The organism is Aestuariivirga sp., from assembly GCF_047602625.1.
GTDB lineage: Bacteria > Pseudomonadota > Alphaproteobacteria > Rhizobiales > Aestuariivirgaceae > Aestuariivirga.
This window is the reverse complement of sequence record NZ_JASGGV010000002.1, coordinates 2,486,199-2,498,408: the sequence shown is the minus strand read 5'-3', so window position 1 is coordinate 2,498,408 and position 12,210 is coordinate 2,486,199. Positions and strand designations below refer to the sequence as shown.

13 protein-coding genes are annotated in these 12,210 nt (G+C 62.4%); 6 read left to right on the top strand and 7 right to left on the bottom strand.

Going from position 1 to position 12,210, the window contains the following annotated elements; all coding sequences use genetic code 11:
* Position 1: 1 nt before the first annotated feature.
* From QM694_RS17405 to QM694_RS17395, 3 genes are all read right to left on the bottom strand, one after another.
* The gene (locus QM694_RS17405) at positions 2-1,198 is read right to left on the bottom strand and encodes an EAL domain-containing protein (RefSeq protein WP_415008176.1); all 1,197 of its coding nucleotides are present in this window, start codon (positions 1,196-1,198) and stop codon (positions 2-4) included.
* Positions 1,199-1,399: 201 nt separating this feature from the next.
* Entirely contained in the window at positions 1,400-2,758 is a 1,359-nt protein-coding gene (locus tag QM694_RS17400) for an aspartate aminotransferase family protein (protein ID WP_415008175.1), read from the bottom strand.
* A gap of 96 nt (positions 2,759-2,854) precedes the next feature.
* The gene (locus QM694_RS17395) at positions 2,855-3,112 is read right to left on the bottom strand and encodes a DUF1127 domain-containing protein (RefSeq protein WP_415008174.1); all 258 of its coding nucleotides are present in this window, start codon (positions 3,110-3,112) and stop codon (positions 2,855-2,857) included.
* Positions 3,113-3,215: 103 nt separating this feature from the next.
* Between QM694_RS17395 and QM694_RS17390 the strand changes: the two genes are divergently transcribed.
* From QM694_RS17390 to QM694_RS17365, 6 genes are all read left to right on the top strand, one after another.
* A complete protein-coding gene (locus QM694_RS17390; protein WP_415008173.1) occupies positions 3,216-4,607 on the top strand; it encodes a PLP-dependent aminotransferase family protein in 1,392 nt (463 codons plus the stop codon).
* 9 nt (positions 4,608-4,616) lie between these two features.
* The gene (locus QM694_RS17385; RefSeq protein ID WP_415008172.1) at positions 4,617-5,780 is read left to right on the top strand and encodes a hypothetical protein; all 1,164 of its coding nucleotides are present in this window, start codon (positions 4,617-4,619) and stop codon (positions 5,778-5,780) included.
* Entirely contained in the window at positions 5,777-7,195 is a 1,419-nt protein-coding gene (locus QM694_RS17380; protein WP_415008171.1) for a cytochrome P450, read from the top strand. Before QM694_RS17385 ends, QM694_RS17380 begins: the two co-directional genes overlap by 4 nt.
* 139 nt (positions 7,196-7,334) lie before the next feature.
* Complete coding sequence (groES, locus tag QM694_RS17375; protein ID WP_415008170.1) at positions 7,335-7,649, top strand: co-chaperone GroES; 315 nt, start codon at positions 7,335-7,337, stop codon at positions 7,647-7,649.
* Between the two features lie 45 nt (positions 7,650-7,694).
* Positions 7,695-9,335 carry a chaperonin GroEL gene (groL, locus tag QM694_RS17370; RefSeq protein WP_415008169.1) on the top strand — a complete coding sequence of 547 codons (1,641 nt, stop codon included), beginning with the start codon at positions 7,695-7,697 and terminating at the stop codon, positions 9,333-9,335.
* 357 nt (positions 9,336-9,692) lie between these two features.
* On the top strand, positions 9,693-9,917 hold the full coding sequence (locus tag QM694_RS17365) for a type II toxin-antitoxin system HicB family antitoxin (protein WP_415008168.1): 225 nt from the start codon (positions 9,693-9,695) through the stop codon (positions 9,915-9,917).
* 12 nt (positions 9,918-9,929) lie between these two features.
* On the opposite strand, the gene QM694_RS17360 is transcribed toward QM694_RS17365, so the two are convergent.
* From QM694_RS17360 to QM694_RS17345, 4 genes are read right to left on the bottom strand one after another with little or no spacing between them, the layout of a single operon-like run.
* Positions 9,930-10,283, bottom strand: coding sequence for a DUF1428 domain-containing protein (locus QM694_RS17360; RefSeq protein WP_415008167.1), 354 nt, complete (start codon positions 10,281-10,283; stop codon positions 9,930-9,932).
* Between the two features lie 53 nt (positions 10,284-10,336).
* A complete protein-coding gene (locus tag QM694_RS17355) occupies positions 10,337-10,819 on the bottom strand; it encodes a VOC family protein (protein WP_415008166.1) in 483 nt (160 codons plus the stop codon).
* Positions 10,820-10,827: 8 nt separating this feature from the next.
* Positions 10,828-11,586 carry a VOC family protein gene (locus QM694_RS17350; protein WP_415008165.1) on the bottom strand — a complete coding sequence of 253 codons (759 nt, stop codon included), beginning with the start codon at positions 11,584-11,586 and terminating at the stop codon, positions 10,828-10,830.
* Positions 11,583-12,203 carry a TetR/AcrR family transcriptional regulator gene (locus tag QM694_RS17345; protein ID WP_415008164.1) on the bottom strand — a complete coding sequence of 207 codons (621 nt, stop codon included), beginning with the start codon at positions 12,201-12,203 and terminating at the stop codon, positions 11,583-11,585. The genes QM694_RS17350 and QM694_RS17345 overlap by 4 nt, the downstream gene beginning before the upstream one ends.
* Positions 12,204-12,210 lie beyond the last annotated feature (7 nt).

Genomic DNA, 12,210 nt, shown 5'->3' with positions numbered 1-12,210 from the left:
ATCAGGCGGCGCGCGTATAGGCCTGCGTGAAGGCCTCACGCGGCTGCGCGGCATCGGGCTTCACGCGGCGGGGCAACGCAAAAAACGCGCCATAGCCGAAGCGCGCCACGCGGCCCGCTGTCGCGGCTTCACTGGAATTGAGAACATTCCCGGCGATCATCTGGAACTGCATGGCGCGGGCAAACTGCGCGAATTGCGCCCAGGCCGGCGAGAGGCCGTAACCTGAATCGAAATCCTGCGCGCGGATATCGAGGAATCGCACACCAAGCTGGCGGAGTGAGGCGAGATCAAGCCCCGAGACGGATACATCGGAGAGCGCCATGGTGACGCCGGCGCGGGCAAGCTGCGCCATGCTTTCAACGCCCGCAGGCGTCAGCGCCGCCAGTTCGCCATGGGCGATGTCGAACACGATGCCGCGCGCCGCGTCCGGCTCGATCTCGATGGCCGCCATCACGCGCGCCATGTCGGAGCGGGAATTGAGCATCTGGCCGCTGGTGCCGACGAACATGCGCATGCCCGGGTGCTTGATGCGCAAGCGGCGCAGGACGGGGAGCGCCAGCGTGAGGAGATGCAAGTCGAGCGACGGGCGAACGCCGCTATTCGCCGCCGTTTCCATCAGGGCGGCGTGGGTCACTTCCTCGCCCTCGCCGTTCACCATGTTGAGGAGGGCGCGGTAATGCGCGGTGGCGCCGGTTGAAAGCTCGACCACCGGCTCCAGCAGAAGTTCGAGGCGTTCCGGCGATGCGGCCTGCGGCTTCTCCGCCTGGGGGCGGGCCTGCGGCTGGGGCTCCGCGCGGAAATCTTCACGGGGTTTCACCGCTTCACCGCGCATGCTTTGCGCCAGCGCCTGCACGCTGTCTTTCAGCACGCGCAATTCGCCTAGCATGTGGTCCGTCTGCTGGGCAGGCGAATCAGCGGCGATCTGTTCGAGGCGGTCAATCCGTGCACGGAGTGTTTCCACCGTCTCGCCCTGGCCGCGCTGCACATCGGTCAGCACGGCGAGGCGCTCATTGGACCCGGCATTGCGCATCCATTGCACCAGCAGCGCCGCCATCTGCCCCACCGCCAGCACCAGCACCGCGCCCGCCACCAGCGAGGCGGCCAGCGTGCCGGAGGACATGATGTACATGGCGCAGCCTACGGCCAGCATGGAAAAGGCGGAAAGCCCGAGGACCGCCGGCCATTCGTGTCGCTGCATGATAAGGGCAACCCCGCTTTCGAATCGCGAATCAGTTGCACCCGACAGTAACCTAACTTTGCATCAGGCCCCAAACGCCTTTTGCATCAGGCGATTGATTCGCCATGGCAAACAGCCTTGGCTTCCCTTGCGTGAAGCTGTTCTTGACATGAAAAAGCCGGAGCGCTTTGCCGCCCCGGCTTTTCGTTTTCATATCGAATCTCAGGCGACCGAGGCGAGAACCTTCGGCAGCTTGTCGCTGAAGATTTCGTCGATCTGGTTTTCGGTGATCATCAGCGGCGGCGACAGCGCGATGGTATCCGCCGTGATGCGCACCAGCAGGCCCACATCATGGAAGCCGTTTTCCATCGCCTTGTAGGCGCGGAGGCCGGGCTTGCCTTCGACGGGCTTGAGGTCGATCGCCGCCACGAGGCCGATGGTGCGGATATCCTCCACCAGCGGATGGCCCTTGAGGGTAAAGGCCGCATCAGCCCACACGTTTTCCAGCTTCTTGGCGTTCTCGAACAGCTTCTCGTCGCGGTAGAGGTCCATGGTGGCCACGCCCGCCGCCGCCGCCATCGGGTGGCCGGTATAGGTATAGCCGTGGAACAGTTCGATCACATGCTCGTCGCCGTTCATGAACTGGTCGTAGATGCCCTGCCGCACCAGAACGCCGCCCATCGGCACGGTGCCCGAGGTGACGCCCTTGGCGAAGGTCAGGATATCGGGAACGACGCCGAAACGCTCCGCCGCGAAGGCGTGGCCCAGGCGGCCGAACCCGGTGATCACTTCGTCGAAAATCAGCAGGATGCCGTGCTTGTCGCAAATCTCGCGCAGCTTCTTGAGATAGCCCTTGGGCGGCGGCAGCACACCGGTTGAACCGGCCATCGGCTCGACGATCACGGCGGCGATGGTGGATGCGTCATGCAGCGCCACGAGGCGCTCCAGTTCCTCCGCCAGATGGCCGCCCCATTCGGGCTCGCCGCGGGTGAAGGCCTGTTCCTTCTTGTTGTAGGTGTGCGGCAGATGGTCGACACCCGCCAGATGGGCGCCGAACCATTTGCGGTTGGCCACCATGCCGCCAACGCTGATGCCGCCAAAGTTCACGCCATGATAGCCGCGCTCGCGGCCGATGAGGCGGGTGCGGGTGCCCTGCCCCCTCGCGCGCTGATAAGCCAGCGCGATCTTCAGCGCCGTGTCGGCGGCTTCGGAGCCGGAGTTGCAGAAGAAGGCATAGTTCAGATCGCCCGGCGCCATGGTGGCGAGGCGGGAGGCGAGCTCAAACACCTTGGGATGGCCGAACTGGAAGGTCGGCGCGAAGTCGAGCTCGGCGGCGGCCTTCTGGATGGCGTTGACGATAGGCTCGCGGCAATGGCCGGCATTGGAGCACCAGAGTCCGGCGCTGCCGTCCAGAATGGCGCGGCCGGACATGTCATAATAATGCATGTCCTTGGCGCGGGCGATCATGCGCGGGCGCTTCTTGAAGGCGCGGTTGGGCGTGAAGCCCATCCAGAACGGCTCAAGATTGTTGGGTGAGGGCTCCCAGGCGGTAGCGCCTGCGGGATTCATCGGCTTGTTCATCGGTCAAAACTCCTTCCGGACCATGGCCCCCTGTTAGCAGAAAGCCAGGCCCGGAGGAAATGCACCAGCTTCAGGCGTTGGCCTGAACCAGATTGGTCACTTTCGCCTGATGCCGCGCGCCCGCTGGTTGCGCGTGCGCTCCAGTTCGCCGATGGGATCGACGTCGAAGGGCAGGGACTGGCCGTAATAGAGGTCATCCCGCGTCAGGCCGATGTCGTTCAGCATGTAGTCGTCGAATTGCTCGAGCTTGCGGAGATAGCGGCGGGCGATCCAGTTTTTCACCACGCGATTGAGCCACGGAAAGGCAAATGTGCTGCTCCGGATACGGGCCTCGTTGAAAACATAATCGCGCATGATCTCACCTATTGTCGCTATTGTATCGATCAATTCCTTTCAATTGACCGCATTGTTCTTATACTTGACGAGGACAATTTCGTGCAATAGAAACATTGTCACCATGACAAGTTGGACGCCCCGCCTCGATCCCGAACGCCCGCGCTATCTCGCCATTGCCGAGGCGATGCGGAGCGATCTCCTCACCGGAAAACTGAAAGCCGGCGAGCGCGTGCCCACCCACCGCGACCTTGCCTACCGGCTGGGCGTCACCACCGGCACGGTTACCCGCGCCTATGCGGAAGCGGAGAAACTGGGCATTCTTGTTGGCGAAGTGGGGCGCGGCAGCTTCCTGAAAGAACCGGCAAAACCGGTGCGCGCTTTCGAATCGTCTCAAGCCCGCAATGATGACGTGGCCGATCTCACGCAGGCCTCGCCGCCGATGATCCACGAGGCGCAGGATCTCGATGCCGCCCTGCGCCAGGTCATGCAGCAGCCCTCGCGCATTGATCTCCTCGACTACACCCCGCCCGAAGGCCATCCGCTCCACCGCGCCATGGGCGTCACATGGCTGAAGCGCAGCGGCATCAGCGTTTCGGAAGATCAGGTGGTGGTGACGGCGGGTGCCCATGCGGCATTGATCGCCTGCCTTTCCGCCCTCAGCCAGCATGGCGAGAACATGTTTGTCGAGGGCATGAACTATCCCACCATCAAGCCCATCGCCCGCCATGTCGGCCTGACAATGGTGCCGCTTGAATCGGATGCACAAGGACTGGTGCCGGAAAGTTTCGAGCGTGCCTCCAAGGCAGGCGAGGCACGGCTCCTCTATCTTGTGCCGACGCTCCACAATCCGACGACGGTGACGCTTGATCTCAACCGCCGCACGGCGATTGTCGAGATTGCACGGCGCTATGGCGTGACGATCATCGAGGACGATATCTTCCGCCTGCTCGATCCCCGCCTGCAACCGCCGACGCTTTATACCCTGGCGCCGGAGCGCACCTATTACATCACCAGCGTGTCAAAGACCTTGGCGCCGGGCTTGCGCGTCGGCTTCGTAGCCACGCCCGAAGGCAAGACGGACCAGTTGATCCGCCATCAAACCATCGCCAGCGGCCGCGCCGTGGGCCTTGCCGCCGAAGTGGCGCGGCTGTGGATCGAGAGCGATATCGGCGAGCGCATTCTCACCTCCATCATCGAGGAGAATGCGGCGCGGCGCTCAATCGCGCTTGAGGTTTTCCGCCGCCGCGATGTGCTGTGCAAGCCGGGTGCGCCCTACCTGTGGCTGAAGCTTCCCGAAAATTGGCCGCCCGGCGAATTCGCCCGCTCCGCGCAGGACCGGGGCGTGCGCGTCACGTCCGGCCCTTTGTTCGCCGCCGACCGCCGTGTCGATGATGCGGGGGTGCGCGTGTGTTTCGGCGGGAGGATCACGCGCGAGGGTTTGCGGAAGGCGTGCCTCACGCTTAACGCGCTGCTCGACGAACTGCCGGATGACGAATTTCACAGCGTCGCCTAGAGTGGCGGCGTGAGCGAACCGAAGACCGTTAAAAACCGCATTGTCTTTTATATCGAGGGCTACGATCCGCGCGGGCCATCGCATTATCATCGCCTTTATCGCGATGAAGCCGCAAAGCAGCAAGCGGTGAACGGCCTTGCCTTGAATATTGGCGCGCGGCGCAATGTGGATGCAGCCGAAAGCCAGTGGGACATCGACGCAGGAGAGACCCGCACAACGTACCGCTTCCTCCGCTATGACGACATCATGCGCGCCCGCTGGAGCAAGACGACGTCCGCCATCCTCCGCGATATCCTCCGCTACAGTTTTGCTTTCCTCTGGCGCGGCGTGTTTGCAAAGGTGCTGTTCACGTCATGGCCGATGTTCCTCACCATCACATTGGCGCCGGGACTTCTTCTGCTGGCCGCCTTAATCGCGCTTGTCGTGTTCGCGATTACAGCGCTCTTCACCAGTACCGGCTGGGCCGCGTTGATAGCCAGTGTGACGCTTGCCGGGCTGATCGCCCTCCGGCCCGTCATCGAGCCGCGCAGTAATGCTTTCTGGCTGGCGCGCATCCTCGCCTTCATGTCCGATCAGGGCGGCGGCAAGGCAGATGACATCGAAGCGCGGGTACATGAATTTTCCTCCCGTATCTCCTCCGCAGTGAATGATCCGTCAACGGATGAAGTCCTGTTGATCGGCCACAGCGTCGGCACGCAGCTTGCGGTCGCCGCCGCCGCACGGGCCATGCAAGACAAAGCTCAAACCGCGAGGCTGTCGTTGCTGACGCTGGGCCACACCATTCCCCTCGTCGGCCTGCAGCCGGGCGCTGAAGCGTACCGCCGCGAACTCATCGCGGTGGCGCATGATCCCCGCATCAGCTGGATCGACATTTCCGCCGCCATCGACAGCGCCTGCTTCCCGCTCACCGATCCCGTCGCGGCTTCAGGCCTTGCCGCCGCCGCTTCCCCCAAGCTCGTCTCGGCGCGGTTTCCCAAGCTGTTTTCGCCCGGGAGCTACAAGACGCTAAAGCGCGATTTCTCGCGCGCCCATTTCCAGTATCTGATGGCGGCGGAAATCGCCGGAGACTATGATTATTTCCTGATCACCGCCGGAGATAAAACGCTTGCACGGCGTTTCCGGCACCTGCAAAGCAACACCAGTTTCAACCGCTTCCGGCTTGGCCGCGCATGAGCAAGTTCATTCCGCCCTACCCCAAGCCGATGCGGAAGCGCGGCATGCTGCTGCAGCTTCTGCTGCGCCCTGCCAAATTCCTGCGCTCGCGCTCCTGCACCATCTCGTCACTGTCAGACCGCGCCTATGGCATGCACATGGGCGAACTCGGCACCCCCGGCCGCCGCGTCTATATCGCCAACCAGCCGGAACTCGTGAAGCGCGTGCTGGTGGATGAGGCGGAAGGTTTTCCAAAGGCCAAGGTCATCTCCGACATGCTGGAGCTTTTGCTCGGCGATTCGATCTTCGTCTCCAATGGCGAGGTGTGGAAGCGCCAGCGCCGCATGATGGACCCGGCCTTCGCGCAGGCGCGCATCAAGATCGTCTTCGACCTGATGCTCGACGCGGCGGATGCGCTGTTCCAGCGCATGGATGCCAAGGCCAATGGCGGGGAGATGAATATCGACGAGGAGATGATGCATGTGGCGGCGGACATCATCTTCCGCACCATCTTCTCGCGCCCGCTCGAGGGCGAGGAGGCGCGGCTGATCTTCGCAGCCTTCGTGCGCTTTCAGGAAGCGGCCTTCGCCAAGGGCATCGCGCAAGCGGTCGGCGTTCCGGGCTGGGCGATGCGCAAGGGCACGCGCGTCTCCCAGGAGTCAGCGGCAGAAATCCGCGGCGTACTGGACCCGATCGTCAAGGCCCGCTTCGACAGTTTCCACGCCGGCGAAGCGCAGACGCATCAAGACATCCTGCAATCCCTCGTCTCGGTGAAAGACCCGGAGACAGGCACGCATTTCGATCTCCGCGAATTGTGCGAACAGGTGGCGATGCTGTTTCTGGCGGGACACGAGACATCGGCCTCCGCCCTGTCATGGACGCTCTATCTCATCGCCAATGACCAAAGCGTGCAGGAGGCAATGCACAAGGAAGCGGTGAAGATTTTCGGAGACCGGGAGCCGAAGTTCCAGGACATGAAGCGGCTGGAGGCCACGCGCAATGCGTTTGCCGAGGCGCTCAGGCTTTATCCGCCCGTCGCCTTCCTGCCACGCGCCGCCGCACGGGAATGCCCGATGCGCGACAAGGTGCTGCCCAAGGGCTCCATGGTCTCCGTCTCGCCCTGGCTGATGCAGCGCCACAGGCGCTACTGGACGGAGCCGGACACTTTCGATCCCTCGCGCTTCGATGACCCGGCCACAACGGAAGCGCAGCGGCAATGCTATATCCCCTTCAGCAAGGGGCCGCGCGTCTGCCTTGGGGCGTCTTTCGCGCTGCAGGAGGCAGCCATCATCCTGTCTGGCCTCGTCCGTCGTTACACATTCGATCCGGTGCCGGGGTTTGAGCCAAAGCCCATCGCCAGGCTCACCGTGCGATCTGAAAACGGCATCCGGCTGAAGGTCAGCCGCCGTCCTTCACCACCTGCCACTTTTTCGTGAAACGGGGCCTTGACGCCCCCAAGGCTTCGTCCTATCTCCCCCGATGTGGCAGTTAGCACTCATTAGATGAGAGTGCTAACGCACCCGCACTGCGGGCTCAAAGTTTTGCAAAACGCCTTAAAAAACGAGGAGTTAACACATGAAGTTCCGTCCTTTGCACGACCGCGTTGTGGTCAAGCGGGTTGAGGAAGACACCAAGACCAAGGGTGGCATCATCATTCCGGACACCGCCCAGGAAAAACCGATGCAGGGTGAAATCGTCGCCGTTGGCCCGGGCGGCCGCGACGAAGCCGGCAAGCTGATCCCCATCGACGTGAAGGCCGGCGACATCGTTCTGTTCGGCAAGTGGTCGGGCACCGAGGTCAAGATCGACGGCACCGAATATCTGATCATGAAGGAAAGCGACATCATGGGCGTCATGGAAGGCAAGTCCGCCTCCAAGAAGGCCGCCTAAGTCCTAAGCTTCACATCATTTCATCTATAAACAAGGAGTAGCACAATGGCTGCTAAAGAAGTCCGCTTCTCGGCTGATGCCCGTGAGCGCATGCTGCGCGGCGTCGACATTCTCGCCAATGCGGTGAAGGTCACCCTCGGCCCCAAGGGCCGCAACGTCGTTATCGACAAGAGCTTCGGCGCGCCGCGCACCACCAAGGACGGCGTCACCGTCGCCAAGGAAGTGGAGCTCGAGGACAAGTTCGAGAACATGGGCGCCCAGATGGTGCGCGAAGTGGCCTCCAAGACCAACGATCTCGCCGGTGACGGCACCACCACCGCCACGGTTCTGGCCCAGGCCATCGTGCGCGAAGGTGCGAAGAACGTGGCCGCCGGCATGAACCCGATGGACCTCAAGCGCGGCATCGACATGGCCGTCGCCGCCGCCATCGAGAACATCAAGAGCCAGTCCAAGAAGGTAAAGGGCTCCGAGGAAGTGGGCCAGGTCGGCACCATCTCGGCCAATGGCGAAAAGGCCATCGGCGACATGATCGCCCAGGCGATGCAGAAGGTCGGCAACGAAGGCGTCATCACGGTTGAAGAAGCCAAGACCGCCGAGACCGAACTCGACGTCGTCGAAGGCATGCAGTTCGACCGCGGCTATCTCTCGCCCTACTTCATCACCAACGCCGACAAGATGGTGGCCGAGCTCGAGGATCCCTATATCCTCCTGCACGAGAAGAAGCTGTCGGGCCTCCAGGCCATGCTGCCGGTGCTCGAAGCGGTCGTCCAGACCTCGAAGCCCTTGCTCATCATTGCCGAGGACATCGAGGGCGAAGCCCTTGCCACCCTCGTCGTCAACAAGCTTCGTGGCGGCCTCAAGGTCGCGGCCGTCAAGGCTCCGGGCTTCGGCGACCGCCGCAAGGCCATGCTTGAGGACATCGCGATCCTCACGGGCGGTCAGGTGATCTCGGAAGACCTCGGCATCAAGCTTGAGAACGTGACCCTCGACATGCTGGGCCGCGCCAAGCGCGTCCGCATCGAGAAGGAAAACACCACGATCGTCGACGGCGCCGGCAAGAAGGCCGACATCGAAGGCCGCTGCGGCCAGATCAAGGCGCAGATCGAGGAAACCACCTCGGACTACGACAAGGAGAAGCTGCAGGAACGTCTCGCGAAGCTCGCGGGCGGCGTTGCGGTGATCAAGGTCGGCGGCTCGACGGAAGTCGAGGTGAAGGAGCGCAAGGACCGCGTCGATGACGCGCTGAACGCCACCCGCGCCGCGGTTGAGGAAGGCATCGTTCCGGGCGGCGGCATTGCGCTGCTGCGCGCCAAGGCGGCGGTGGACAAGCTCTCCTCTCCGAACGCCGACATCCAGGCCGGCATCAAGATCGTGTCGAAGGCGCTCGAAGCGCCGATCCGCCAGATCTCCGAGAACGCCGGCGTGGAAGGCTCGATCGTCGTGGGCAAGGTGCTGGAGAAGACCGGCAACTTCGGCTTCGACGCCCAGACCGAGGAATACGGCGACATGGTTGCCAAGGGCATCATCGACCCGACGAAGGTCGTGCGCGTGGCGCTGCAGGACGCGGCCTCGGTCGCTTCGCTCCTCATCACCACCGAGGCGATGATCGCCGAGAAGCCCAAGGACAAGGCCCCCGCGATGCCGGGCGGCGGCGGCATGGGCGGCATGGGCGGCATGGATTTCTAATCCAGACGCTCAGCGATCTGCTGAAACAAAGAACCCCGGCGGAAACGCCGGGGTTTTTGTTTGACGGATCACTGAAGGGAGTTGGAATCCCATGATCCAGTCATCAAAGGGGAAATCATGGACAAGCGGCTGGAGCAGATGCGCGCAAATCCGCGCGGAGATTGGACGATATCCGATATCGAATCTGTGTGCGGTTCTTTCGCAATATCCTGTACTGCATCGCAATCAGGTTCATCGCACTACAAGATCGCGCATCCCAAAATGAACGAGATTCTGACAATCCCTTTCAAGAGACCCCGTTAAACCTGTATATATCCGCCATCTTGTTAAATTCGTTGATACGGTCAGGGCACTGTCGTGAGCGATCTTAAATATCCGGTCGTCCTGCAGCCTCTACCCCCGGAAGAAGGCGGCGGATTTTTTGCATCCGTGCCTGATCTTCCGGGATGCATGAGCGATGGGGAAACGCCGGAGGAAGCTCTGGCAAACGTGCAGGACGCAATCATGGTATGGATTGAGGCAGCGCAGGAGTTGGGCCGCAACATTCCTCCGCCGACACGGCAGTTCGCTCTCGCTGGTTAACCTCTCGGCGCCCTACTCATCCACGATCACGTCAAACCCGCCGTAGATCATGCGCTTGCCGTCGAAGGGCATGGGGTTGCCGCCGGGCTGCATGCCGGGATCTTTGCGGATTTTCTCCCACGCCTTGTCGCGCGCGTCGCGGGAGGGCCATTCCACCCAGGAGAGCACCACGGTTTCATCCGGCTCTTTTTTCACGGCCATCGGAAACGAGGTGAGCTTGCCGTCCGGCACATCCGCGCCCCAGCAGTCGACAGCACGGAGCGCGCCATGATCCTTGAACACCGCCGACATTTTGCGTGAGAAGGCTTCATACTCCTTGCGGCCAGACGTCTTCACCGCGATCACCACGCCATCGACATAAGCCATCCGATCCTCCTTCGGTTTGGGAAGAGAACGCCACGCTGCGGGCGCGGTTCCGTTCAACCGGCGTAGGCTTTCTCCAGCGCGGCAATGTCGAACTTCACCATCTTCATCATGGCGGACATGGCGCGCGAGCGCTGGGCGGGCGTGCCCTCGCGCATCATCTCCATCATGCGGCGCGGGATCACCTGCCAGCGGTAGCCATAGGCGTCGACGAGCCAGCCGCACTCCACAGGCCTGCCGCCCTTCACCAGATGGTCCCACACGCGATCCACCTCCGCCTGGTCCTCGCAGTTGACGGCGAGCGACAGCGATTCATTCGGCTTGAATTGCGCCGGGCCGCCATTCAGCGCCATGAATTGCTGGCCGGCCAGTTCAAACTCGATCAGCAGCACGATGCCGTCCCTGCCCGGCGCTTCCTTGCCATAGCGCGCCACGTGGGTGATCTTCGAATCAGGGAACGCGCCGAGATAATGGTTCACAGCCTCCTCGGCATTGCCCTCGAACCACAGGCACGGCCTGATCTTCTGTATACTGACCATTTCCGCCCTCACTTCGCCAGCGACACCAGCGCGAACATGGCGCCCTGCGGATCGAAGCCCTGCAGCACCCATTCGCCGCCCGGCACCTGCATCGGCCCCATGATTACCTTGCCGCCGCCCGCTTCCACGCGCGCCCTGGCGGCCTCGATGCCATCGACGGTGAAATAGAACAGCCAGATCGGCTCGGGCATCTGGTCCATTTTCGTCATCATGCCGCCGGAGTCCTGATTGTCCTCAACCATGCTCCAGATCTGGTAGATGCCCATCGGGCCCATGTCGAAGGGCCGCAGCTTCTGCCACCCGAACATCTTTTCGTAAAACGCCCAGTCTGTTGCGAGATCGCCCGCGTGCAATTCGTGCCAGCCGATGGTGCCCACTTCACCCTTTTTCGGCTCCGGGCGTTTCTGATCGCTGTTGGGCTTCATGATGTTGAACATGGCGCCATGCGGATCGGCGAGCACGGCGAAGCGGCCGACGCCGGGAATATCTTCCGCAGGTTTGCACAGCTTGCCGCCGAGCTTCACCGCCTTTTTCGCATCTGCGTCGACGTCATCCGAAAGAATATAGCCCGTCCACATGTTGGGAAACGGTGCGCCCTCCGGCTTCGCCATGATGCCGGCGCGGCCATCGCCGTTGGTGGAGAGTACCGTATAAGACATGCCGGGCACGCCGCTGTCCGCCGCCGTCCATCCGACCACGGAGGAATAGAATTCCGCGGCGGCCTCCACGTCTGTCGTCATGATGTCGTACCAGAAAAACGGCTTCATGGTCTTTCCTCCTTGGTTGGAACGTGAAACAGCAGCTCGACATAGCGCTTCAAATGCGAGACGCACTGGACGGCAATCTCCGGCCCGCCTTTCGCCTTGGCGAGAATGAAAGCCCCCTGCAGCACGGCCTGCGTATGGGCGGCGAGGCTTTCCGCCGTCCACGGCGCGTGCGGTTGATAGAACTCCCGCGCTTCTTCGATGTCGCGCGCCAGCCAATTCATATGGCTCGACAATTCGCGCTCGCAGGCCTCGCGGATGGCGGGGCTGGTGACATAGGCCTCCTGCACCATGGTGCCGAGCAGGCAGGTGAATTCCGGAATTTCGCCGCGCAAAATGGCGATGCGGAAATCGATGTAGCCGAGAAAGCGCAGCAGCGGGTCGGGCTCATCGCGGAAAGGCGCGGTGCCGAAGAGATGACCCGCCATGTCGTTGAAATGCGAGGCGGCGGCCACCGCCAGATCTTCCTTGCCCTTGAAGTGATGGAAGAAGCCGCCCTTGGTGAGGCCCGCCTCGGTGCAGAGCTGGTCCACCGTCGTCGCGGCATAGCCCCGGGTGCGGATGACCTTCATGGCTGCATCGAGAATGCGGGTGCGGGAGGGATGTTCCGTCTGGCTCATGAAGATA

What these genes read in the sequence shown, in the direction of transcription:
- QM694_RS17345 (WP_415008164.1), bottom strand. Translation starts at nt 12,203, where the DNA reads ATGAGCCAGACGGAACATCCCTCCCGCACCCGCATTCTCGATGCAGCC.
- QM694_RS17405 (WP_415008176.1), bottom strand. Translation starts at nt 1,198, where the DNA reads ATGCAGCGACACGAATGGCCGGCGGTCCTCGGGCTTTCCGCCTTTTCC.
- QM694_RS17355 (WP_415008166.1), bottom strand. Translation starts at nt 10,819, where the DNA reads ATGGTCAGTATACAGAAGATCAGGCCGTGCCTGTGGTTCGAGGGCAAT.
- groES (WP_415008170.1), top strand. Translation starts at nt 7,335, where the DNA reads ATGAAGTTCCGTCCTTTGCACGACCGCGTTGTGGTCAAGCGGGTTGAG.
- QM694_RS17400 (WP_415008175.1), bottom strand. Translation starts at nt 2,758, where the DNA reads ATGAACAAGCCGATGAATCCCGCAGGCGCTACCGCCTGGGAGCCCTCA.
- QM694_RS17380 (WP_415008171.1), top strand. Translation starts at nt 5,777, where the DNA reads ATGAGCAAGTTCATTCCGCCCTACCCCAAGCCGATGCGGAAGCGCGGC.
- groL (WP_415008169.1), top strand. Translation starts at nt 7,695, where the DNA reads ATGGCTGCTAAAGAAGTCCGCTTCTCGGCTGATGCCCGTGAGCGCATG.
- QM694_RS17360 (WP_415008167.1), bottom strand. Translation starts at nt 10,283, where the DNA reads ATGGCTTATGTCGATGGCGTGGTGATCGCGGTGAAGACGTCTGGCCGC.
- QM694_RS17395 (WP_415008174.1), bottom strand. Translation starts at nt 3,112, where the DNA reads ATGCGCGATTATGTTTTCAACGAGGCCCGTATCCGGAGCAGCACATTT.
- QM694_RS17390 (WP_415008173.1), top strand. Translation starts at nt 3,216, where the DNA reads ATGACAAGTTGGACGCCCCGCCTCGATCCCGAACGCCCGCGCTATCTC.
- QM694_RS17350 (WP_415008165.1), bottom strand. Translation starts at nt 11,586, where the DNA reads ATGAAGCCGTTTTTCTGGTACGACATCATGACGACAGACGTGGAGGCC.